Here is a 23818-nt window from a genome sequence, read left to right as displayed (position 1 = left end):
GAGCAGGCACATCATGTCGGCTATTGATGTTTTATCCGAGACCGAGCTGGAAGTGCGCGACGCCCGTCCCGATGATGTGCATGCCATTGCCGCGATCTATGCCTGGCATGTGCTTCACGGGCGCGCGTCATTTGAAGAAGTCCCCCCGACTATTGACGAAATGCGTCATCGCATGAAAAGCGTGGCGGAGAACGGTTTACCGTGGCTTATCGCGCTGTACCGCGGCATTGTGGTGGGCTACTGCTATGCCACCCCTTACCGACCGCGACACGCCTACCGCTATACCCTGGAAGAGTCGATTTACGTGGATGCCAGCATCACCGGGCGCGGTTTTGGCACGGCACTGATGGATGCGCTGATCGCACGCTGCGAGCAAGGGCCGTGGCGGCAGATGATTGCCGTGGTAGGAGATGGCAATAACAATGCCGGCTCGTTACGTCTGCATAAAAAACATGGCTTCGTGATTGTCGGTCAGCTGCGCAGCGTAGGCTATAAGAAAGGCGACTGGCGGGATACGGTGATTATGCAGCGCCCGCTCAACGATGGTGACTGGACGCTGCCGGAATAAACGCAAAACGGTAACCTGGGTTACCGTTTTTAGTGTTTGTAGGCCGGGTAAGGCAAAGCCGCCACCCGGCGCTGACAGACGGCTCAGTCGTTCTGCGCCGTCGCCATCTGCTCCGCTTTCTGCTTTTTATACGTCAATGCCGCGGCCGGGACAGGCTGCACTTTTCCTGTTTCAATCCAGGTACGCAGGCGGCTCGCATCCGCGAAGTGCGTGTATTTGCCGAAGGCATCCATCACTACCAGCGCCACCGGCTTACCGTTAAATACGGTGCGCATCACCAGACAGTGTCCGGCCGCGTTGGTAAAGCCGGTTTTGGTTAGCTGAATATTCCAGTTATCCCGGTATACCAGATGGTTAGTATTGCGGAACGGCAGCGTATAGGCCGGGTTCGCAAAGGTCGCCATCTCTTCACGGGTGGTACTGAGCTGACCAATCAGCGGGTACTGTTTGCTGGCAATCAGCAGTTTCGTCAGATCGCGCGCCGTGGAGACGTTGTTGATCGACAGCCCCGTCGGTTCCACATAGTGCGTATTGTTCATCCCCAGCGCTTTGGCTTTCGCGTTCATCGCGCGGATAAACGCGTCGTAGCCGCCCGGATAGTGGTGCGCCAGGCTCGCCGCCGCGCGGTTTTCAGACGACATCAGCGCCAGCAGCAGCATATTTTTACGGCTGATCTCACTGTTCAGCCGCACGCGGGAGTAGATCCCTTTCATCTCCGGCGTGTGGCTAATATCCACTTTCAGTTTTTCGTCCAGCGGCAGATGGGCATCAAGCACCACCATCGCGGTCATTAATTTGGTAATTGAGGCGATCGGTCGCACCAGGTCCGGATGGCTGGCGTAAATCACCTTATTGGTGTTGAGATCGACAATCATCGCGCTGCCGGACGCAATTTGCGGCTGAGCAGCAGCGGTGGTCACCGCGGGCGTTTTGGCGACGGCCGGTACGACTGCGGACGCACCCAGCAACAGAGCCAGGCTAAGTAAAGAGACTCGGAATTTCAGCATGGTGAGACTTCTGATAATTATTCACGCACGTTATGACGTACACCGCCTGGGTTGTTAGATAAACACAGGCTGGCCTCGGCATCATAGCCGTCAGCGGGCGTTGTCGCCAGAGGATAATCGTGAACGGATGCTGCATTGCTGGCATTTACGCCAGCAATGCAGTGAACTCAGAAGAGACGGTATCCATAACCCCAAAGAATCACCGTCAGCGCCAGGAGCGCCTCCAGCACCAGCACCCCGATGGCGAGCGTTGAGCTCGAGAAGCTCAGCCCCTCTTCTTTATTGATATTCAGAAAGGTAGGAATCCCCAGATACAGCAGATAACCGGTGTAAAAGAGGGCAATGGTACCGATCAGCGCGCACAGCCAGACCAGTGGATAGAGCGCAACAATACCGCTTAAGAACAGCGGGGTCGCGACATACCCGGCAAAGACCATACAGTGCGCCAGCGATGGACGCTGCGGATAGTTACGCGCCATCCAGTGTATGACGCGCCCCATGACCGCCACCCCCGCCAGCATCAGGCCATAAAAGATGATGGCAAGATAGAGTCCGGTAAACCAGGAAAGCTGAACCACGGTGCCGTCACCGAAGTTCCAGCCGATTTGTGTCGTTCCGATAAAAGCGCATATTACCGGCACCGCGGCCATCAGCAGCACGTGGTGCGTGTAATGATGCGAGACCGTTTCGTTCTCACTTTTAATGACATGCATTTCACGATCGGGATGGGAGAAAAGTCCCCAGACATGGTTCATAGCGCCCCCTTGTTGTCGGCCCGTCAGCGATACCTTAAGTATAATGCAGGCTTTAGATTATTTTATGTACAGTGGGAAATTTCCGTTGATTTCCCCGCCGTTGATTCAAGGGGTATATGATTAAACGAGGCACGCAGAGGGAGAAAACCGTTACGTAATGGATATTAACGCACTCATTGAGCAATATGGCTATGCCGCGCTGGTCATCGGCAGCGTGGCAGAAGGTGAAACCATCACGCTGTTAGGGGGCGTCGCCGCGCATCAGGGGTTACTGAAGTTCCCGCTGGTCGTTGCCGCGGTCGCGCTGGGCGGGATGATAGGCGATCAGCTGCTCTACTTTCTGGGGCTGCGCTTTGGGCCCACGCTGCTCAAGCGTTTCGCAAAGCATCAGAAGAAAATCCGCCGCGCTCAGCGGCTCATTCAACGTCATCCCTACCTGTTCGTTATTGGCACGCGCTTTATGTATGGCTTTCGCATTATCGGGCCGATACTGATTGGCGCCAGCCATCTGCCGCCCAAAATTTTTCTGCCGCTCAATATTGTGGGCGCGATTGCCTGGGCGCTGATCTTTACGACGCTCGGTTATGTAGGGGGCGAAGTGATTGCGCCCTGGCTGCATAATCTCGACCAGCACCTGAAGCACTGGGCGTGGTTGATTCTGGTGGTCGTGGCGGTGATTGCGGTGCGACTGTGGCTGAAGCATCGGGAAAAGACGCGGGATGAGGAGTGAGTGCGGCCTGATGCCCTCACCCTAACCCTCTCCCACAGGGAGAGGGAACTAAAAATACCCTCTCTCACAGGGAGAGGGGAATCTATCCCTCCGGCTTAAACTGCGGGTTCGCCAGCATAAAGCCCCCGTCGACGATAAACGATTGCCCTGTTGTATAGCTGGCGTCGCTGTCGCACAGCCACGCCACCAGGCTGGCAATCTCTTTCGTGTGGCCCGGCCTGGCCAGCGGAATTTCCGGCATGGAGCCTTCCTTCACTTCGCTGTCGTCCATGTCGTTCATCGGCGTGGCAATCGCGCCCGGCGCGACGGCGTTCACCAGAATGTTGTGCTTCACCAACTCCATCGCCATGGATTTGGTTAAGCCGCCGAGCGCGTGTTTTGCCGCCGTGTAGGCACTCGCTTGCGGCAGAGGCGTGTGTTCATGCACCGAGGTGATGTTCACAATCCGCCCCCCTTCCCCCTGCTTCACCATCTGCCTTGCGGCTATCTGTGAACAGAGAAACGCACCGTCCACGTCGACGGTGAAAATATTCCGCCAGTCGTCAAACGGCATCTCGAGGAACGGCGCTTTGGTCATCGCCCCTGCATTATTGACCAGCACGTCCAGCCGGCCAAAGCGCGCAATCAGCGTCTCTATGGCCTCAGCGCCTTCCGGCAGGGTGCTTAAATCAAGGTGGACAGCCTCCGCGCGCTGCCCCTGCGCTTCGACTTCACGGCAGGTTTCCAGCGCCCCTTTCTCATCCGAGTGCCAGGTGACGCCAATATCAAACCCGCGCTCTGCCAGCATCAGGGCCGTGGTTTTACCGATCCCGGAATCCGATGCGGTCACAATCGCTACTCTGGTCATACTCACCTCCTGAAAAACTGCAAAGAGGTAAGTATAGTTAATGACCTTTTTTAGCCATGATGATAGCCACCGCCCAGCGCGGAGGTCAGCTGCAGCGTGGCGTCCACATACTGCCCCTTCAGCAGCAATCCTTCGAGGTGCTCTTTAAGGGCCGGTATTCTGGCTTCACTGACCCGGGAGCCCGCAACGATCCCCGCGCTGAAACGCGCCTGCGCCAGCGCCACAACCCGTGCCGCATCTTTTTCAACCTGCTGCTGGTGGCTGTTTTTCGCTATGAGCGTTTCGACTTCACTGGCCGTGTGTGCCACCTGATTAACGGCCTCTACCACCGTTTTGTTGTAGTTGGCTACTGAAAGGTTGTTCTGCGCCTGAGCGATATCCAGCCCGGCGTTAAGCCTGCCGCTGTCGAAAATCGGCAGCGTCAGCCCGGCGGTCACGCCCATCTGCTGCGCGGACGAACGGAACAGATCGCTCAGATGGAGGGCATCCTGCTGTAAGAACGCCATCAGGTTCACGTCAGGATAAAACGCCGCTCGGGCGGCCTCCACTTCGCTCATGGAGGCTTCGATATACCAGTGCGCCTCCTGCAGATCCGGACGGCGTGCCAGCAGTTCATAGCCGAGCGTCGACGGTAGCGAGGCTTCCACCGTTGGCAAAGCGTGCCGCGTCAGCTTCACAGAGGAGGCGTTCGTCAGCGCGACCAGGCGCGCCTCAATGGCTTTCATTTTCCCGTTGACTTCGGCCAGCTGCTCTTCGGTTTTGCTGGCGTTGATATCCGTTTCAACGCCCTCCACGGAGGAGGTGATCCCGTGTTGATACAGCTCGCGATCGGCACCGATAATATTGTCCTGCTCATGTTTAATCTGCGCGAGGACCTCCCCCACGGCGGCCTGCGTTTGCCACTCCCAGTAGAGCCGCGCCACGCTGCTGGCCAGCAGCTGACGGGTCTGCTCCAGCTCCGCTTTTTGCGCATTCACTTTGCCAATCCGGGCTTCGACCTGCGCGCGATTTTTTCCCCACAGATCGAGATCCCAGCCTGCCGTCAGGCCAAAGGTGCCGTTGGTGTACCACGGCCCGGTTGTCCCTGCCGCCGGGTCGGTAATGGCAAAGGGCCCCATCAGCCCCTCGGCGGACATTTTCTGACGTTCGGCATCCGCTGAAAAATCAATCTGCGGACCGTCGGCAGCCATAGCCGCTTTGGCCTGGGCTTCTGCAAGCGTAATTCGCTGACGGGCAATCTGCATATCCGGCGCATCGCTTAATGCTTTCGCAATAAGCCCGTTAAGTTCCGGATCGTTATATGCTTTCCACCACTCATTTTTCGGCCAGTCCTGATGATTCAGAACCGTATTCACCGACGCCGCCGTGGTTTGCGTTTTAATGGGAGATACCGTGGCATGTTCAGGCGCACAGGCAGCCAGAATAAAAACGAAGGGAGCACTCAGAGATAAAATAAGAGAACGTTTCATGACGCCATAAACTCAAAAAATAAAGGCGCAAATTACGCTTTATTCTCTTTATTTTTTTAGTAATGCGTGGCAATGCGTAAATTGTCATAGATTTAAATATACGGAAAAATATTCACCAGAATTATTATTTAAATTGAATTATGCAAATAAAAAATAATCAACCCGACAGTGTGAACATCCCCTGTCAGGTTGATCGCTTTATTAAACTTTCAGCGAAGCGCCTTTTGTCGCAATAACCTCTTTATACCAGTAGAAACTTTTCTTACGGCTGCGCGCCAGCGTGCCTTTCCCGCTGTCATCGCGATCGACGTAAATAAAGCCGTAGCGCTTAGAGAGTTCAGCTTTTGATGCGCTTACCAGATCGATGGGCCCCCAGCTGGTGTAGCCCATCACCTCAACGCCGTCTTCAATGGCTTCACGCACCTGCACCAGATGGTCGTTAAGGTAGCTGATGCGGTAGTCGTCCTTCACCACGCCGTCTGCGTCCGGTTTATCCTTCGCCCCGAGGCCATTTTCCACGATAAACAGCGGCTTCTGATAGCGATCCCAGAGCACGTTTAGCAGAGTACGCAGGCCGATGGGGTCAATCTGCCAGCCCCATTCGGAACTGGCCAGATGCGGGTTTGGCACCATGCTCAGGATGTTGCCGCGCGCCTGCTGGTTGAGGGCTTCATCCGCGGTGACGCAGCCCGTCATGTAGTAGCTGAAGGAGATAAAATCGACGGTAGATTTCAGCGCCTCGCGGTCGGCGTCAGTGACCTCTAGCTGAATGCCGTTGTCGCGGAAGAAGCGCTGCATATAGCCCGGGTAGGCGCCACGGCACTGCACGTCGCCAAAGAATTGCCACGCGCGGTTTTCCTGCAGCGTCTCCAGAACATCTTCCGGCTTGCAGGTCAGCGGATACATCAGGCCGCCCAGCAGCATGTTGCCGATTCTGGCATCCGGGATAATCTCATGGCAGGCCTTCACCGCCAGCGCGCTGGCCACCAGCTGGTGGTGGATCGCCTGGTACACCTCCCCTTTGCTGCTGGTTTCCGGCAGACCGACGCCGGTCATCGGCGCGTGCAGAGACATATTGATCTCGTTGAAGGTCAGCCACAGCTTGACCTTCTCTTTGTAGCGCGCAAACACGGTACGGGCATAGCGCTCAAAGAAGCCGATAGTCTGACGGCTGCCCCACCCGCCGTACTGCTTCACCAGCCCCCACGGCATTTCATAGTGCGACAGCGTCACCAGCGGCGTGATGTTGTGCGCGGCCAGCTCGTCAAACAACCGGTCGTAAAACGCCAGCCCCGCCTCGTTCGGCTGCTGCTCGTCACCGTTCGGAAAAATGCGGGTCCAGGCAATGGAGACGCGCAGGCAGCTAAAGCCCATCTCGGCGAACAGCTTGATGTCTTCCGGGTAGCGATGATAGAAGTCGATGGCGACATCCTTGATGCCGCTGTCCCCAGGGACGCGCTCAACTACCGGGCCGAAGACACCCTGCGGCTGAACGTCAGAGGTGGACAGCCCTTTCCCCTCCTCCAGATACGCACCCTCTACCTGATTCGCGGCAACCGCGCCACCCCATAAAAAATCGTCCGGGAAAGTTTTCATCACGTTCTCCTGTTATTGATGACTGACGCTGAGTAACGGCGCACCGGCAATGACGGACGTTGCCGCCACGGTCGCCACCTCGCGATACTCGTCGCTGTTACTGATAATAATCGGGGTCGCCAGGTCGTATCCGGCATCGATAATCGCCTGTCGGTCAAACTCCAGCAGCAGATCGCCGGGCTGCACCTTGTCACCGACCTTCACATGGGCGGTAAACGGCCTGCCGTCGAGCTTCACGGTGTCGATACCCACGTGGATCAACACTTCAATCCCGCTGTTACTGAGCAGGCCGATGGCGTGTTTGGTCTGGAACAGCGAAGCCACCACACCGGCAAACGGGGCAACCACTTTGTTATCGGAGGGAATAATCGCGGCGCCGCTGCCCAGCAGGCCGCTGGCAAACGTGGTATCCGGCACCTGGTCGAGAGCAAGAACGGTACCGGTCATCGGCGATAGCACATCGTTTTCGCCCGCGGAGACCACATTCTCTGGCGCGGTGTTTCCTGGCATACCGGCGAGCAGCGTCAGGCCGCAGCTCAGCACCAGCGCCACCACCGTGCCGATAATGCCTCCCCACAGCGTGGCGTCCACGCCGCCCGGCGGAATCATCTGGGCGATGGTAAAGATATTGGCGAAGCCGAAGGAGTAAACGTGGGTGTCACTGAAGCCGACAATCGCCCCACCGATAGCGCCAGCCACGCAGCCAAAGATAAACGGACGGCGCAGCGGCAGGTTTACGCCATACACTGCGGGTTCGGTGATACCAAAAATACCTGCCGTCACGGATGAACCGGCCAGCATTTTCTGACGCGCATCGCGGGTACGCAGAAAAATGCCCAGCGCCGCCCCCACCTGGCCAAACACCGCAGGCAAAAGCATGGGCAGCATTGAGTCATGCCCCAGCACCGCCAGGTTGTTGATCATCAGCGGCACCAGCCCCCAGTGCAGGCCAAAAATAACGCAGACCTGCCACAGCGCGCCCATCGCCGCGCCCGCCAGCCACGGTGCCAGAACGTAAATAGTCTGATAGCCGTTCGCCAGCATCTGGCTCAGCCAGGTCGCCAGCGGCCCGATAACGAGGAAAGTCAGCGGCACGGTCACGCCCAGACAGATCAGCGGCGCGAAGAAGTTTTTCATCGAGGAAGGCAGCAGCCTGGTGCTCTGTTTTTCCAGCCAGCAGCTGACCCACGCGGCGAGAATAATCGGGATCACCGACGCGCTGTAGTTGAACCACGTGACGGGGATGCCCAAAAAGGCTTCCGATACCGCCCCCGGCTGCTGGCTGGCGTTAAATGCCGCAATCATCACCGGATGGGTGAGCGCCCCGCCGATCACCATGGTAATAAACGGGTTGCCGCCGAACTTTTTCCCGGCGGTATAGCCCAGCACCAGCGGGAAGAAGAAAAACAGCGCATCGCTGGCGGCAAACCAGATTTTATACGTGCCGCTCTCGGTCGTGAGCCAGCCGCAGACCACGGCCAGCGCCAGCAGCCCCTTCAGAATACCGGACGCGGCCAGAATGCCGATAAACGGGGTAAAGATCCCGGAGACGATGTCAATCAGGCGGCCCAGCAGGTTCCCCTTTTCGCCCTTCTCTTCCACGACAGGGGCATCGTCGGTCAGGCCTGCTTCATTGCGCACCGCCTGCCAGACGTCGTGAACGTGGTTGCCAATCACCACCTGAAACTGGCCGCCGCTTTCGACCACCATGATCACGCCCGGGTTTTTCTTGAGCCCTTCCGCATCCGCCCGTTGATTCTCTTTCAGTTTGAAGCGAAGCCGGGTCGCACAGTGCACAAGACTGACGATGTTCTCTTTTCCGCCAACGTGGCCGAGAATATCCTTCGCTAACGCCTGGTATTCCATCTCGATTTCCTTACATCCGATGCCCGCAGGCACCTGTTGACTGAGTACAAAAATAAAAAAACCCGAGAACGACCTTCTGACGAAGGCCGCGCTCAGGTTTTGCCTGCGTGATGCAGTAACAATCCTGTTTTGAGGCTTAACGCCCCTCTTTTCTCACCCGCTCGATATGAATGGCGAGGAACATAATTTCTTCGGTTGTCAGCTCACGCTGGTAGCTTTTGTTCAGGTGCTGCGCAATTTTCTCGGCGCATTTCCACGCCTTCGCGTAGTTGTCTTTGACTGCCGTATGCAGCGAGACATCGTCATCTTCCACCACGGTGCGGCTGAGCATCCGCTGGGCAAAAAACTTCAGGTGGGTGACGAAACGCTGGTAGCTGAGCGACTCTTCGTCATACTCAAGCTGCAGCTGATACTTCACCAGCTGCAGGATCTCCTGCATCACCCGCGTCACGTGCATCACCTCCGGCATTTCGCTGTTAAGCTGCGCGGTGACCAGATGCAGCGCGATAAAACCGGCCTCATCCTCCTCCAGTTCGACGTTAAGGCGTCTGGCGATAATGGCCCGCGCCTCCTGCCCTAATTCGAACTCCTTCGGATACAGCCGTTTAATATCCCACAGCAGCACGTTTTTGATGGCCAACCCGTTCTTCTGCCGCTCAATCGCAAAGTAGCAGTGATCGGTGAGGGTGATATACAAGCTCTCCTGCAGCTTGCCCAGCCGCTGCGCCGCCAGCCCGATGATGCGGTCGCAGGTGGTCATCACCTCCAGCGGAATCTGACTCAGCAGCTCGCCGAGCCGACGCACCAGTTCATCGCTTTGTAACGCAAACACCTTTTCAACCCGCGCGGTATCCAGCGCTTCTCCGACGCGCTTCTGAAAGGCCAGCCCACGGCCCATCACCACCTGTTCGCGCCCGCGCTCATCCTGAACAACCACCACGTTATTATTGAGTATCTTGGCGATTTTCATCTGAACCCCAGAAACAAAAAAACCTGACCTCCGGCAGATGCCAGAAAATCAGGTTTTGCCTGCCTAAGCAGTAACAATCCAGTTCTGGCACTCTATCAGTTTCATTCGTAGCCTCAATGCGTCACGCGTCAGAAACGTGACGCGGATCGAACTTGCTACCGTGATATCAGAAGGTCACCACCGTTTTCAGCTCGGTGACCCAGGCATCCTGGGTGCGACTGACCCCGCCGGGATGGTGCCAGTACTGAATGCCCGGCTGCAGTTCAAGCCATGACACCGGACGAAAGCGGTAGTAAAACTCGCCGTTCAGGGAATGGCCCGGCACCGGGTGCCAGGCCGGATTGTTGTAGTCGCTCACGCCGCTCAGGCTGTTCAGGTAACGCTGGTTGCGGGCGTACTGGCTGCTCATATCAATCCAGGTTAAGCCAAAGCCAATCCAGTCTTCCGGTCGCGCATCAAACAGTCCGCGGTAGCGCAGCGAGGCGGCATAAACCTGATGCATGTAGTTAGTGCTCTGATCCGCAAGGCTCATGCTGAACGAGGAGCTCAACCCGCGATTCGGGTCATCCTGATGCTGCGTAAGCTGCTGGTTCAGCCCGGCGTACATGAACCAGGTCCGGTTGTGGGTATCGAATCCGTCCGGGTCCGTCGCGCCCGCCCCGCCGGATTTGCCGCGATAGAGATCGGTTTGCGGCGCGTTGGTAAACACCACGCCCAGGTTGTACGCGCCCGGCAGGCCGTTAATCAGCGGACGCGCTTCGATTTCAACCGGCAGTAAGACCCCTTTGCTGCCCTTCGTCGACCAGCTCCAGGCATGGCTGCGGCTGGCGGCCTGCGGATTCTGCTCCATCACGCCGCCTTTTAAGGTCAGCGTCGGCGTGAGTTTATAGGCAAGCGTGGTGCCCCAGGTATGCACGTTCCAGTTGTTCCAGGTCAGCGAGTTGGCTGACTTCCCGCCACACTGGGACAGCAGCTGGAAATCACAGGGGATAATTTGATCGAAGGTCTGCACCTTGTTCATCATCCCGATGCGCCAGGTCAGACGCCGGTCGTCAAAGCTGCGGGCAAAGGTCAGCCAGCCCAGACGGGTAATCGACTGCCCGCCCCAGCTCTCCTGGGTCAGATCGTTGAAGTTGACGCGCGGGTCCTGCACGCGTTTGGTGGTGAGATCGTCATTGTGGTTGCGGTTGACGATGTTCCCCTCGATACGCGCGTCCGGGATACCGGTCCAGCGCTCCAGATCCTGGTTGAAGGTCAGCGCGAACTGGTCAATATAGGCCACGTGGGAGTCGTGGTTATATCCGCCACCGCCGTTCCAGCCAATTTCATTCAGGTATCCGAGGTTATAGGTAAAACCGTTATCGTTAAGGATTTTACGTATGCCGAGCATTTCGCCCAGCACAGGCTCCGGCGGAGCTTCCAACCCTAATACCGTACCGTTCCAGTCTTGCGCCATCGACAGCGGGGATATCGCCAATAAGGCGAACGCATAGAGTTTATTTTTATATGCCATGATAACAACCTGTGATTGAGTATTGAGTGCGTAACCGGCCGCAGGAAATTTTTCTATTTCCTGTCGATATTTCTTTTTTTAAGAATCATTAAAAAGCGCTAAGCCAAATATCTCTCCTGCGTAAATGACAGGCAAAAAAAAACCTAAGCGCCCCACAGCGAAAATGCTGTGGAACGCTTAGGTTTTGCCTGTTAACCAGTCACAATCCTGCGTTGAAAACAGTGGCACCTTAACACCGTCGCGCCACGTTGAAAACCTGAACTGTTTTCTGTTTTAAAAAAGTGTGAGCAATTTAACGCTTATTATTTGGACTGAATCACCCGCGCAATATCAGCCGACGTCTGTAAAGTACGAATCTCCTGAAATAATTCCAGCGCTTCCTCGTACTCTTTGCGTAAATAACTCAGCCACTGCTTAATACGCGCGACGTGATACAAACCGGTATCGCCCTGCTTTTCCAGACGGCTGTATTTTTGCAGCAGCGTGACGACATCTGCCCAGGGCATACGCGGTTCGTTATATTTCACCACCCGGCTGAGGTTGGGCACATTCAGCGCGCCGCGGCCGATCATTACCGCATCGCAGCCGGTGGCCTGCAGACAGGCCTGCGCGCTCTCGTAATCCCATATTTCGCCGTTGGCGATCACCGGAATGGAGAGGCGTTTGCGGATCTCACCGATCGCCTGCCAGTTTATGCGATCGGCTTTGTAGCCATCTTCTTTAGTGCGGCCATGCACCACCAGCTCGGTGGCCCCGGCCTGCTGCACCGCATCGGCGATCTCGAACTGTCGGGCATCGCTGTCCCACCCCAGGCGCACCTTTACCGTCACCGGCAAATGCGCGGGTACCGCCTCGCGCATGGCTTTCGCGCCGCGGTAAATCAGCTCGGGATCTTTCAGCAACGTCGCCCCGCCGCCGCTGCCGTTCACCAGCTTCGACGGACAGCCGCAGTTGAGATCTACCCCGTAAGAGCCCAGCTCAACCGCGCGGGCGGCGTTTTCCGCCAGCCATTCCGGGTACTGGCCGAGCAGCTGAATCCGCACCAGCGTGCCGGAAGAGGTCCGGCTCTGGTTGTGCAGCTCGGGGCAAAGCCGGAAGAAGGATTTTACCGGCAACAGCATATCGACCACGCGCAAAAACTCCGTCACGCAGAGATCGTAGTCGTTCACCTCGGTCAGAAGCTCGCGCACGAGGGAGTCGAGCACGCCTTCCATTGGGGCCAGTAAAACACGCATAGCAGTACCTGTGAAAAAAGACGCGCTATAGTAGCCGCTCTCTATATCGCTGGGAAGCGCTTCTGTTCAGGCAGAAAGTCACCCGGCGTTGCCCCAACAATGGCGCGAAACGCCGCCGCAAATGCCGCCGGGCCGGAAAACCCCAGCATCCAGGCCACCTGCTTAACCGGGTATCCGTTGGCGAGGAGATCCAGCGAGGCACAAATCCTTGCGCGCTGTCGCCAAGCCCGGAAGCTAAAGCCGGTATCGTTGATAAACGCACGTGAAAATGTGCGTTCAGACATCGCGGCCCGTTCCGCCAGCCTTTCCAGAGAGAGATCCCAGAGATTGTTGGCAATGAGGTCACAGGCCACGCGATGTAAGCGCTCATCCACGGGCATCGGCAGTTCGGCTGAAATCTGCTGCGTCTCGCTGAGGATGTCGAGCAGCAAAACGGCCATGCTGCGCTGGCTTGCCGGCCGGTATTCCGCGCTGAACAGCCCGGCAATCAGCTCTTTGAACAACGCTGTGGCCATAATCACGTGAACCTCGTCTTTCCGCTTAAAAGGTTCGCATTGCGAAATCAGTGCCGGGCTAAACCAGACCGCGCGAAGCTCCGTTGCGGATAACACGCTGTAGGTATGCTCCTGAAAGGGAGGGATCCACAGCGCGCGCTGCGGCGGTATGACCCAGCGTTGGCTGCCGGTTTCGACCAGCATGACTCCTTTGATGGCAAACAAAAGTTGTCCCTGCGAATGCTGGTGAGGCGGATCGACTTCGCCGCGCGTATAGCGAATTGCCCCTCTTGACCATCCGATAGCATCGTCGTGAATTGGCGTTTTATCGATAACGGTTGGCATTTCACATTCCCCCCTTCCTCTTATGATGCTGCTTGTACACGTAACCAGAGAGAGACGCAATGCACATCCATTTTATTATTCATGAACATTTCGAGGCGCCAGGCGCCTATGAAATCTGGGGGAAAAGTCGCGGCTGCAGTCTGAGCTACACCAGAGTGTATCAGGGCGATCCGTTACCTGAGGAACTGGGGGGCACAGACCTGCTTATCATCATGGGAGGCCCGCAGTCACCCGCCACCACGCGTGAGGAATGCCCCTGGTTTGATGCGCAGGCGGAAAAGGCACTCATCAGCCGCGCGATAGAGGCAGGTAAAACGGTGATAGGCGTTTGTCTGGGCTCACAGCTTATCGGCGAAGCGCTGGGCGCCGCGTTTTGCCACAGCCCGGAAAAAGAGATCGGCAAATTTCCCGTCAGGCTCACAGATGCAGGCAAGGCGAACCCGCTGTTTGAGAATTTTGGCCACGAGCTGAGCGTCGGTCACTGGCATAACGACATGCCAGGGTTGACGCCACAGGCTAAGGTGCTCGCTTACAGCGAGGGCTGTCCCCGTCAGATCGTGCAATATGGCGAACGGGTTTACGGTTTTCAGTGCCATATGGAGCTGACGCCGGAGGTGGTAGAGTTGCTGATTGAGCATTCGCAGAATGACCTCCGCCGCGCGGGTGAATTCCGTTTTGTCGAAACGGCGGAAAAACTCCGCTCGCATGATTATCGCGAAATGAACCAGGTGCTGTTTGCTTTTCTCGATAAGCTGACCGCCTGACGCTGATGCCTTCTCTGGCGCGTTACTTCGCCAGCGCAATCCCTTTCCTCTAAACTGTAGCCTGCACCAGTAAGGTGATACCGGACGTTCCATTCCGGAATGTCTGGTATGCTCAAAATTCATGATGTGATCCGTGGCACATTTTTAGGTTTAATTGTATGATGAATGCGTTTCAGCAAGGACTATCACCATGAGCAAATCACTGAACATTATCTGGCAATATCTGCGCGCATTCGTCCTGATTTACGCCTGCCTGTATGCCGGGATTTTCATCGCGTCGCTGCTGCCCATCACCATTCCCGGCAGCATTATCGGCATGCTGATCCTCTTCGTGCTGCTGGCGCTGCAAATCCTGCCTGCAAAGTGGGTCAATCCCGGCTGCTTCGTCCTCATTCGCTATATGGCGCTGCTTTTCGTGCCTATCGGCGTCGGGGTCATGCAGTATTTTGATTTGCTCAAAGCCCAGTTCGGCCCGATTGTTGTTTCCTGCGCGGTGAGTACGCTGGTGGTTTTCCTGGTGGTGAGCTGGAGTTCACATCTGGTGCATGGCGAACGTAACGTGATTGGGGAGAAAACAAAAAAATGATGGACAATATCTGGTGGTCCCTGCCGCTCACCCTTGCAGTCTTTTTCGCCGCACGTAAGCTTGCCGCGCGTTTCAAAATGCCCTTGCTGAACCCCCTGCTGGTGGCGATGGTGGTGATTATTCCGTTCCTGCTGCTCACCGGCATCCCTTACGAACGCTACTTTGCCGGCAGCAAAATCTTAAACGACCTGCTGCAGCCCGCCGTCGTGGCGCTGGCGTTTCCTTTATATGAGCAGCTGCACCAGATCCGCGCCCGCTGGAAATCCATCATTACCATCTGTTTTGTGGGCAGCCTGGTGGCGATGATCACCGGTACGTCGGTGGCGCTGTTGATGGGGGCCTCGCCGCAAATTGCCGCCTCTATTCTGCCTAAATCGGTGACCACGCCTATCGCGATGGCGGTTGGAGGCAGCCTCGGCGGCATTCCGGCCATCAGCGCGATGTGCGTCATTTTCGTCGGTATTCTCGGCGCGGTGTTTGGCCACACCCTGCTGAACGCGATGCGTATTCATACTAAGGCGGCACGGGGGCTCTCGATGGGCACCGCCTCGCACGCGCTGGGCACTGCCCGCTGCGCGGAGCTGGATTATCAGGAAGGGGCGTTTAGCTCCCTGGCGCTGGTGATCTGCGGGATTATTACCTCCCTGCTGGCCCCGTTCATTTTCCCGCTGATTCTGGCAGTGATGGGCTAAAATTTGCGATGCGTCGCGCAAATTTTATTTTGATTTCATAAGTTGCATACATAATGAGAAGTGGATCACATATAAAGCCCTGACGGCTCCGTAAACTACCGATCCATTAACCTTTATGAGGCAAACGCCATGCACCCACGTTTTCAAGCTGCTTTCGTCCAGCTTGCAGAGAATTTGCAGTCAGCCCTTGCTCCCGTTCTGGCAGATGCGCACTTCCCCGCCCTGCTGACCGCGGAGCAGGTCACGATGCTGAAACAGGCAACGGGACTGGACGAAGACGCGCTGGCTTTCGCACTGCTTCCTCTGGCTGCCGCCTGCGCGCGGGCCGATCTCTCCCACTTCAACGTCGGGGCCATTGCGCGCGGCGTCAGCGGCACCTGGTACTTCGGCGGCAATATGGAGTTCCTGGGCGCAACCATGCAGCAAACCGTTCACGCCGAGCAGAGCGCCATCAGCCACGCCTGGCTGCGCGGTGAAAAAGCGCTGAGCGCCATTACCGTGAACTACACCCCCTGCGGCCACTGCCGTCAGTTTATGAACGAGCTGAACAGCGGGCTGCAGCTGCGCATCAACCTGCCGGGTCGCGCGCCGCACACGCTGGCGGATTATCTGCCTGACGCGTTTGGCCCGAAAGATCTGGAGATCAAAACCCTGCTGATGGACGAGCAGGACCACGGTTTCGCCCTGTCCGGCGATGACCTGAGCCAGGCGGCGATTGCCGCCGCCAACAAGAGCCACACGCCGTACAGCACGTCCCCGAGCGGCGTGGCGCTGCAGTGCCGCGATGGCCGAATCTTCACCGGCAGCTATGCGGAAAACGCCGCGTTTAACCCAACGCTGCCGCCGCTGCAGGGCGCACTCAACCTGCTGAGCCTGAACGGCTATGATTATCCTGACATTCAGCGCGCCATTCTGGCTGAAATTGCCGATGCGCCGCTGATTCAGTGGGATGCCACTGCCGCAACGCTTAAAGCGCTGGGCTGTACGACGATTGACCGCGTGCTGCTGGCGTAACCCTTCCGGCGGGCAGAAATGCCCGCCAGTTTGCTGAAAAACCCCTCAGTTGAGTCGCTGTTTCTTGCGCTAACCAGGCGGGTAAAGTAGCCTGAGTTAAATTTCACCTTCGGTACGAGCCATCTGCATGTTAAAGCGCGTTTTTTACAGCCTGTCTGTCCTGGTCGGCATACTGCTGTTGATCGTGCTCGGCCTCGACCGCTGGATGAGCTGGAAAACCGCCCCCTACATCTTTGACGACCTGCAGGACCTGCCCTATCGTCAGGTTGGCGTGGTGCTCGGCACCGCCAAGTATTACCGCACCGGCGTCATCAACCAGTATTACCGTTACCGCATTCAGGGCGCGCTGAACGCCTACAACAGCGGCAAGGTGAACTACCTGCTGCTGAGCGGCGATAACGCCCTGCAAAGCTATAACGAACCGGTGACGATGCGTAAGGACCTGATTGCCGCGGGCGTGGATCCTGCCGATATCGTGCTCGACTATGCGGGCTTCCGCACCCTGGACTCCATCGTCCGCACGCGCAAGGTCTTCGACACCAACGACTTCATCATCATCACCCAGCGCTTCCACTGCGAGCGCGCGCTGTTTATCGCCCTGCACATGGGCATTCAGGCGCAGTGCTACGCGGTGCCGTCGCCAAAAGATATGCTGAGCGTGCGCGTCCGCGAGTTCGGCGCCCGCTTTGGTGCCCTGGCCGATCTGTATATCTTTAAGCGCGAACCACGCTTTTTAGGCCCGCTGGTGCCGATTCCGGCGATGCACGAAGTGCCGGAAGACGCGCAGGGTTATCCTGCCGTCACGCCCGAGCAGCTGCTGGATATGCAGAAAAAAGAGAAATAACAGAGCCGCCTTTATACTTTCTTTACGCCGGGCCTGACGCTTTTTATCTCCCCTTTACGTCGGCTCTTTTAAGCTGAGTTCACTGCCGCTACGGCTTCATTGAAGAATGACTATGAACTCGATAATGAATGCGTTTTTCCTCAAAAGTCTCCGCCCGTACTTTAACTTTCCCGGCTTATCACTCCCTGGCGCACTTAATTCTGGCCTCTGGCTGGATGAAAAAATTGACGCCCTGCAGCACAACGTTGCCGTGGAAGTGGCCGATTATCTGGAACGTTACCCGCAGACGAAACATGTTGACGTTTACCTGAACGATATCAACGGCACGATGCGCGGCAAGCGCCTCTCGGTAGAGAGCATGCTGAGCCTGGAAAAAGGCTGTTATTTTCCGCTTTCCGTCTACTCCATGGACCAGAAGGGAAACATCGCCGCCCCGCTTTATGATGAACCCGACCGGCTGTGCGTCCCTGTCGCCGGCTCTTTGCGTCCCTGTCCGCAGGATCCGGAGCACAACGCGCAGATCCTGCTGACGATGAAAGACAGCGACGGTAATCCCTGCCCGCTTGAGCCGCGCGCGATACTGCAGAACGTCGTGGCCCGCTTCCACCAGCACGGCCTCTTCCCGGTTATTGCCCCGGAAATCGAGTTCTATCTGACGGGACAGGGCGATCGCGATCCGCAAAATCAGGGCTGTTTTCACATGGATGCCTCGTCGGCGCACGCGGCGCTGTTTGACGAGCTGGAACAGCTGGCGCACCTGCAGCGCATCCCGCTGTCAGGGGTGGTAGCGGAAGCCGAGCCCGGACAGTACGAATTAAACCTGAAGCACAGCCAGCGCGTCGTAGAGGTCTGTGATAACGTGCTGGCCCTGCGCCGCCTGACCCGCTATGTCGCTGAAAAGCACGGTCTTCAGGCCAATTTTATGGCTAAGCCGTTCAGCGAGCTTTCCGGCAGCGGTTTGCACATCCATTTCAGCCTGAACAACAGCCGTGGCGAAAACGTTTTTGCCTCGCCGGTCAACGCGCTGAGCAGCATGATGCGCTTGTGCATCGCGGGCCAGCTGGCGCTGATGCCCGCCTCCGTCGCCATTCTTGCGCCGGGGGTCAACGCGTTTCGTCGCCTGCGTAAAAACCTGACGGAACCCGTCTTTAACTCCTGGGGCTATAACACCCGCTCCGCCGCCTTGCGTATTCCCTGCTCGGATGAGAGCAACCGTCGTATCGAGTACCGGCTGGCCGGGGCCGATGCGAATCCGTATCTGGTGGCAGCCACTATCCTGACCGGCATGCTGTACGGGCTGGAACATATCGACGAGGGGGATCTCCCTGAGCCGCAGCACGACCAACCCGAACTGCCGCTGTTCCAGCAGGAGGCGATTGAGGCCTTTGCCCGCTGTCAGTATCTCACCGACAGCCTGGGCGACGCCTTTTCCGAACAGTGGGTCGCCTGCAAGCTTTCTGAACTCGACTGGTTTGAGCGGATTGTGACGCAGGAGGAGTCCCATCTGGCATAGGGCATAAAAAAAGCCCGCTCGGTGAGCGGGCCGGGTATGGCGAGGGACGATTACTTCTTACGGGCGTACTTCAGTGAATCCAGCGCAACCGCGAAGATAATGATGGCGCCCTTGATGATGTACTGCCAGTACGGGTTCACGCCGATGTAGGTCAACCCGTAGTTGATGACGGTGAAGATGATCACACCGGTCACCACGCCGAGTACGGTACCCACGCCGCCGCTGAAGGAGACGCCGCCCACCACGCAGGCTGCGATCGCATCCAGTTCGTACATAAAGCCAAGGTTGTTCGTTGCAGAGCCGATGCGGCCCGCTTCCAGCATCCCGCCGAAGGCGTAGAACACGCCGGACAGGGCATAGATGATAAGCAGGTTCAGGGCGACGTTTACGCCGGACACTTTCGCCGCTTCCGGGTTACCGCCGATAGCGAAGATGTTTTTACCAAAGCGCGTTTTGTTCCACAGGATCCAGACGAAGGCGACCGCAATCAGCGCATAGAAGGTGATGTACGACAGGCGGAAGCTGCCCAGCGCGATAAACCCTTGCGTAAAGGTCGAGAAGCCGCTGTCAAAGCCCGAGATGGGCGAAGCACCGACGAAGTCGTAGTACAGGGAGTTGATACCGTAAACGATGATCATCGTGCCCAGGGTGGTGATAAATGGCGTCACGTTCAGATAGGCGATGATAATACCGTTGATCAGACCAATCACCGCACCGATGGCGCAGACAATCAGGATCACCACGAAAATCGGCATGGTGGCCATTTCCGGGAAGACCTTGTTGGCGTTTTCCATCGACTGCAGCAGGGTTGCCGCGATAACCGCCGCCAGACCTACCTGACGACCGGCAGAAAGATCCGTCCCCTGGGTCACGATCAGACCCGCCACGCCCAGCGCAATGATAATACGCACGGAGGACTGGGTCAGAATGTTACTCAGGTTTAGCAGGCTTAAGAACGTAGGGTCCTGGAAAATGATGATTGCCAGCAAGACTAAAAGAACAACGTAAATACCGCCTTCTTTCAGGTAAGTGAGAAAACTTTTTTTATTTAACGCACTCATGAGGAGCCCCTGATCTTAAAGGTGCAAAGACGCAAGACGCAAAATTTCATTTTGCGTTGTCGTTTTGGTGTCAACAATACCGGCAACGAGACCATTGCTCATAACCAGAATACGGTCCGTGATCCCTAACAGTTCCGGCATTTCGGAAGAAATGATAATGATCCCTTTATTCTTTTTCGCCAGCTCGGCAATCAGCTGATAAATTTCAAACTTCGCGCCGACGTCAATACCGCGGGTCGGCTCATCCAGCATCAGAATTTCTGGCTGCGTTAATAACCAACGGCCAATAATCACTTTCTGCTGGTTACCGCCTGACAGCGAACCAATCTGGGTGCGGTGGCCTGGCGTTTTCACGCGCATGGAGTCAATCACCCACTGGGTATCGCTTTTCATGCGGGAATTATCCAGCAGCCCGACTTTGTTTTTGTAATTGCGAATGTTAGAAATTAACGAGTTAAAGTTAATATCCAGATAAGCATAAATACCGGTCGAACGACGCTCTTCCGTCACCAGCGCAAAACCATTATTAATGGCTTCGTTGGCGTTGTGGTTATTGATTTTCTTACCGTGCAGCGTAATGGTGCCTTCGGCTTTCTCACGAATGCCAAACAGGGTTTCCACGATATCGGTACGCTTTGCCCCCACCAGACCAGCAATCCCCAGGATTTCACCCTTGTGCAGGTCGAAGGAAACATCGCGGATAGACGGCTGACGTAACGAAGTCAGATTGCGCACTTCCAGGATCACTTCGCCCGGCTTGTTCTCTTTATCCGGGAAGCGCTGGTTCAGGGAACGGCCGACCATCATGGCGATGATCTTGTCCATGTCCAGCCCTTCCAGCGGCTGCGTGGCAATCCACTGGCCGTCGCGCAGGATGGTGATCTCATCGCACAGCTGGAAGATCTCTTCCATTTTGTGGGAGATGTACACAATGCCGCAGCCGCGATCTTTCAGCTTACGAATAATGGTAAAAAGGTGGTTAACCTCTTTTTCCGTTAATGAGGATGTCGGTTCGTCCATGATGACAATTTTCGCATCATAGGAGAACGCTTTGGCAATTTCGATCATCTGCATCTGGGAGACGGATAATGTTCCCACGCGGGCGCGCGGATCGATATCAATATCCAGCTCGTCGAAAATCGCCTTGGTGTCGCGATACATTTTGTCCTGATCGACAAAAACACCTTTGGTGGGATAACGCCCCAACCACATGTTATCCATGACTGAACGCTGCAGCACCAGGTTTAATTCCTGGTGAACCATCGAGATACCGTTTTCCAGTGCTTCTTTCGCTGAATGGAAATCGATCTCTTTCCCCTGAAAAAGAATGCTGCCAGAATCTTTTTGATAGATCCCAAAAAGACATTTTAATAATGTTGATTTACCCGCACCGTTCTCCCCCATTAAGGCATGAATAGAGTGAGGACGCACTTTTAAATTAACATTATCGAGTGCCTTAACGCCGGGAAATGACTTGTTGATACCGCTCATTTCCAACAGGTATTCACCGGATGACTGAGTTGTTGTGCTGACCATAATTATACCTTGTTGGCCTCGCATATCGCGTTATAAAAGGGCGCAATTCGTTGCGCCCAGTGAAGACAAGTTAACTCTTTTATTTACCGATAAACTCAGCCAGGTTGGACTGGTCTACGCCCACGTAAGGTACGCGAACGATTTTGTTGTCAATTTTCCAGTTGGTGCCATCTGCCGCACCTTTGCCATCGGCCAGGTTTTTCGCCAGGTCGAAGGTGGCTTTCGCCTGGTTGTTGGCATCGTTCAGCACGGTACCGGCCATCGCACCGGATTTAACCAGCGCCAGCGCTTCTGGCAGCGCATCTACGCCGAATACCGGGATAGAGGATTTGTTGTGTGCTTTCAGCGCTTCTACCGCACCCATTGCCATCGCATCGTTGTTGGCGATAACCACTTCGATTTTGTTGGCGTTAGGGCCGGACAGCCACGCGTCCATCTTATCTTTCGCCTGAGCGGTATCCCACATCGCGGTATCTAACGCCAGCTGCTGGGTTTTCAGGCCCTTGTCGTTCAGCTCTTTGATAACGTAGGTGGTACGGGCTTCAGCATCCGGGTGGCCAGGTTCGCCTTTCAGCAGCACGAACTGAATCTGACCGTCTTTGTTCAGGTCCCAGTTCGGGTTCGCCGCCCAGTGTTTCGCGATCAGATCGCCCTGAATAATACCGGACTCTTTGGAGTCGGTACCGACGTAATACGCTTTGTCGTAGCTATCCAGCGCCTTACGGGAAGGTTCTTTGTTGAAGAAGACGATCGGCACGTTCTGGCCGCGCGCTTTTTCAATAACCGTGCCTGCTGCAGCCGGGTCAACCAGGTTGATGGCCAGGGCTTTCACGCCTTTCGCCAGCAGAACGTCGATCTGGTCGTTCTGTTTGGACTGGTCATTCTGGGAGTCGTTCATCAGCAGCTGAACGTCTGGCGCTGCTTTCGCATCTTTCTCAATCGCTTTACGCACAACAGACATGAAGTTGTCGTCGTATTTATAGATGGTCACACCAATACGGGTATCCGCAGCGTGCGCTGCTGCACCAAAAAGCATGCTTGCCATTACAGCAGACAGGGTCAACACCTTCTTATTCATGGTATCTCCGGTTTTTTTTATGCAGGGTAGTTCTTGTGAATAACGAGCGGCGGGCAGATGTTAATAAAACGTTACTGACAGCCGAGGTTCACTTATAAAATTTCTCTCTTCCGTGTTCGGTAACGCTCCAGAAATGCGTTTTATTCGTTGTTTGCGGCACATTGGCTATAGTGAAAGTGAATAATCACTGTTACATAGCGTTTCAGCCCCTAAAACGCTGACATCATAGTCAGCGCCTTGTTAAGATACTGTGAATTTACTCACAGATTGAAAACGGTTACATCACCACATGTAATCAGTTAGTGATCGGAACCACAATTTGCCGGGCCGCGACGGAGTGGCGACGCACTAAAGTCGGCATGAAACAGTGTGTTGCCCCCGGATCCAGCACGCCTGCTGCCCCCTGTAACGCCAGCTCAGTCGCCAGTTTCGCCATAGAGGCAATCGGGTAACGCACGGTTGTCAGCTGCGGGTCGGTGTAACGGGCAATCGGGATATCATCGAAACCAATGAGTGACAAATGCTGTGGCACCGCAATGCCGTTATCCTTCAGCGCCGTCAGGGCGCCTGCCGCCATGCTGTCGTTATAGGCAAACACCGCAGACAATTGCAGATTGCGGCCCAGCAGCTCTACCATCGCCGCTTCACCGCCCTGCATGTCCGGCGTGCCGGTTCCCACCCAGCTCTCGGATGGCGTAATGCCATGCTCTTTCAGGGCGTTTTGCCACCCCTCGCGCCGCAGTTCGTCATCTTCAATCGCGTGGCTGGAGGCCAGATAACCGATCCGCTGATGCCCGTTATTGATGAGCATTTTCGTGGCCATCATGGCGCCGCTGACGTTATCCAGCCCGACGCAGCGGTGGGCATAGCCGGGGACGATGCGGTTGATCAGCACCATGCCCGGGATCTGCTCCATCAATCCGGTTAGCTCTTCATCGCTCAAGGCTTTTGAGTGGACAATCAAGGCGTTACAGCGCTGGCGGATCAGCACTTCAATGGCATGGCGTTCTTTTTCCGCCTCATGATAGCTATTGCCGATCAGGACATATTTCTCATGCTGCTGGGCGACCATATCGACCGCTTTCACCAGTGCGCCGAAAAAGGCATCCGAGACATCCATCACCACCACGCCGATGGTGTCGCTGACCTGCGTCGCAAGCGCCTGGGCATTGGCATTTGGCCGGTACCCGAGCTGGGTCACGGCCTTCATTACGGTTTCTCGGGTTTCAGGGCTGACCAGCGCGCTATTGTTCAGCACGCGTGAGACGGTAGCCACAGAAACGCCCGCCTGACGGGCGACGTCACGAATGGTGATCATATTCACCATCCTTCAAA

General features: G+C 56.1%; 21 protein-coding genes and 1 pseudogene. 8 read left to right on the top strand and 14 right to left on the bottom strand.

Annotated features, from left to right (window positions below):
• Positions 1 to 13 precede the first annotated feature (13 nt).
• A complete protein-coding gene (locus ACHH0Z_RS01430) occupies positions 14 to 568 on the top strand; it encodes a GNAT family N-acetyltransferase (RefSeq protein ID WP_008500902.1) in 555 nt (184 codons plus the stop codon).
• Between the two features lie 83 nt (positions 569 to 651).
• Here ACHH0Z_RS01430 and pbpG read toward each other — a convergent pair whose 3' ends face one another.
• Both pbpG and ACHH0Z_RS01420 read right to left on the bottom strand, forming a co-directional pair.
• Positions 652 to 1575: a D-alanyl-D-alanine endopeptidase gene (gene pbpG / locus ACHH0Z_RS01425; protein WP_023293820.1), complete on the bottom strand. Its 924-nt coding sequence runs from the start codon at positions 1573 to 1575 to the stop codon at positions 652 to 654.
• A gap of 167 nt (positions 1576 to 1742) precedes the next feature.
• Complete coding sequence (locus ACHH0Z_RS01420) at positions 1743 to 2330, bottom strand: Yip1 family protein (RefSeq protein WP_023344539.1); 588 nt, start codon at positions 2328 to 2330, stop codon at positions 1743 to 1745.
• A gap of 157 nt (positions 2331 to 2487) precedes the next feature.
• Here ACHH0Z_RS01420 and ACHH0Z_RS01415 point away from each other — a divergent pair, with 157 nt between their 5' ends.
• Entirely contained in the window at positions 2488 to 3060 is a 573-nt protein-coding gene (locus ACHH0Z_RS01415; RefSeq protein WP_008500905.1) for a DedA family protein, read from the top strand.
• Positions 3061 to 3142: 82 nt separating this feature from the next.
• Here ACHH0Z_RS01415 and ACHH0Z_RS01410 read toward each other — a convergent pair whose 3' ends face one another.
• The 8 genes and pseudogenes from ACHH0Z_RS01410 to ACHH0Z_RS01375 all read right to left on the bottom strand — a co-directional run bounded on the left by ACHH0Z_RS01410 (position 3143) and on the right by ACHH0Z_RS01375 (position 13395).
• On the bottom strand, positions 3143 to 3907 hold the full coding sequence (locus ACHH0Z_RS01410) for an SDR family oxidoreductase (RefSeq protein WP_008500906.1): 765 nt from the start codon (positions 3905 to 3907) through the stop codon (positions 3143 to 3145).
• 50 nt (positions 3908 to 3957) lie between these two features.
• Positions 3958 to 5376, bottom strand: a complete 1419-nt coding sequence (gene mdtQ, locus ACHH0Z_RS01405) for a multidrug resistance outer membrane protein MdtQ (protein WP_023344540.1) — start codon at positions 5374 to 5376, stop codon at positions 3958 to 3960.
• A gap of 201 nt (positions 5377 to 5577) precedes the next feature.
• Positions 5578 to 6972, bottom strand: a complete 1395-nt coding sequence (locus ACHH0Z_RS01400; RefSeq protein ID WP_023344541.1) for a glycoside hydrolase family 1 protein — start codon at positions 6970 to 6972, stop codon at positions 5578 to 5580.
• Positions 6973 to 6984: 12 nt separating this feature from the next.
• Positions 6985 to 8950: pseudogene (gene bglF / locus ACHH0Z_RS01395) on the bottom strand (PTS beta-glucoside transporter subunit IIABC).
• Positions 8951 to 8974: 24 nt separating this feature from the next.
• Positions 8975 to 9808 carry a BglG family transcription antiterminator LicT gene (gene licT / locus ACHH0Z_RS01390; protein ID WP_025913201.1) on the bottom strand — a complete coding sequence of 278 codons (834 nt, stop codon included), beginning with the start codon at positions 9806 to 9808 and terminating at the stop codon, positions 8975 to 8977.
• Positions 9809 to 9974: 166 nt separating this feature from the next.
• A complete protein-coding gene (locus ACHH0Z_RS01385; protein ID WP_391524567.1) occupies positions 9975 to 11264 on the bottom strand; it encodes a carbohydrate porin in 1290 nt (429 codons plus the stop codon).
• Between the two features lie 359 nt (positions 11265 to 11623).
• Entirely contained in the window at positions 11624 to 12556 is a 933-nt protein-coding gene (dusC, locus tag ACHH0Z_RS01380) for a tRNA dihydrouridine(16) synthase DusC (protein WP_008500912.1), read from the bottom strand.
• Between the two features lie 41 nt (positions 12557 to 12597).
• Entirely contained in the window at positions 12598 to 13395 is a 798-nt protein-coding gene (locus ACHH0Z_RS01375) for a helix-turn-helix domain-containing protein (RefSeq protein ID WP_025913194.1), read from the bottom strand.
• Positions 13396 to 13454: 59 nt separating this feature from the next.
• On the opposite strand from ACHH0Z_RS01375, the gene ACHH0Z_RS01370 reads away from it, so the two are divergent.
• The 6 genes from ACHH0Z_RS01370 (at position 13455) to ACHH0Z_RS01345 (ending at position 18808) form a co-directional block, all read left to right on the top strand.
• Positions 13455 to 14159, top strand: a complete 705-nt coding sequence (locus ACHH0Z_RS01370; protein WP_045407644.1) for a type 1 glutamine amidotransferase — start codon at positions 13455 to 13457, stop codon at positions 14157 to 14159.
• 190 nt (positions 14160 to 14349) lie between these two features.
• Entirely contained in the window at positions 14350 to 14745 is a 396-nt protein-coding gene (locus ACHH0Z_RS01365; protein WP_014884558.1) for a CidA/LrgA family protein, read from the top strand.
• Positions 14742 to 15437, top strand: coding sequence for a CidB/LrgB family autolysis modulator (locus ACHH0Z_RS01360; RefSeq protein WP_008500916.1), 696 nt, complete (start codon positions 14742 to 14744; stop codon positions 15435 to 15437). Before ACHH0Z_RS01365 ends, ACHH0Z_RS01360 begins: the two co-directional genes overlap by 4 nt.
• 129 nt (positions 15438 to 15566) lie before the next feature.
• The gene (cdd, locus tag ACHH0Z_RS01355; protein ID WP_045407646.1) at positions 15567 to 16451 is read left to right on the top strand and encodes a cytidine deaminase; all 885 of its coding nucleotides are present in this window, start codon (positions 15567 to 15569) and stop codon (positions 16449 to 16451) included.
• A 127-nt stretch (positions 16452 to 16578) separates the two neighbouring features.
• Complete coding sequence (gene sanA, locus ACHH0Z_RS01350; protein WP_008500918.1) at positions 16579 to 17295, top strand: outer membrane permeability protein SanA; 717 nt, start codon at positions 16579 to 16581, stop codon at positions 17293 to 17295.
• Between the two features lie 124 nt (positions 17296 to 17419).
• Positions 17420 to 18808 (top strand): glutamine synthetase family protein, encoded by a 1389-nt coding sequence (locus tag ACHH0Z_RS01345; protein ID WP_052672913.1) that lies wholly within the window; start codon positions 17420 to 17422, stop codon positions 18806 to 18808.
• Positions 18809 to 18858: 50 nt separating this feature from the next.
• Here ACHH0Z_RS01345 and mglC read toward each other — a convergent pair whose 3' ends face one another.
• From mglC to galS, 4 genes are all read right to left on the bottom strand, one after another.
• Positions 18859 to 19869: a galactose/methyl galactoside ABC transporter permease MglC gene (gene mglC, locus ACHH0Z_RS01340; protein ID WP_008500921.1), complete on the bottom strand. Its 1011-nt coding sequence runs from the start codon at positions 19867 to 19869 to the stop codon at positions 18859 to 18861.
• A 15-nt stretch (positions 19870 to 19884) separates the two neighbouring features.
• Positions 19885 to 21405, bottom strand: a complete 1521-nt coding sequence (gene mglA / locus ACHH0Z_RS01335; RefSeq protein ID WP_008500922.1) for a galactose/methyl galactoside ABC transporter ATP-binding protein MglA — start codon at positions 21403 to 21405, stop codon at positions 19885 to 19887.
• Between the two features lie 79 nt (positions 21406 to 21484).
• Entirely contained in the window at positions 21485 to 22483 is a 999-nt protein-coding gene (gene mglB / locus ACHH0Z_RS01330; RefSeq protein ID WP_008500923.1) for a galactose/glucose ABC transporter substrate-binding protein MglB, read from the bottom strand.
• A 295-nt stretch (positions 22484 to 22778) separates the two neighbouring features.
• Positions 22779 to 23801 carry an HTH-type transcriptional regulator GalS gene (gene galS, locus ACHH0Z_RS01325; RefSeq protein WP_021241505.1) on the bottom strand — a complete coding sequence of 341 codons (1023 nt, stop codon included), beginning with the start codon at positions 23799 to 23801 and terminating at the stop codon, positions 22779 to 22781.
• Positions 23802 to 23818 lie beyond the last annotated feature (17 nt).

Source organism: Enterobacter cloacae complex sp. 2024EL-00227 (assembly GCF_043945315.1).
GTDB classification, from domain to species: Bacteria; Pseudomonadota; Gammaproteobacteria; order Enterobacterales; family Enterobacteriaceae; genus Enterobacter; species Enterobacter roggenkampii.
The sequence above is the reverse complement of the archived record's forward strand: the minus strand, read 5'-3'. Positions and strand labels throughout refer to the sequence as shown.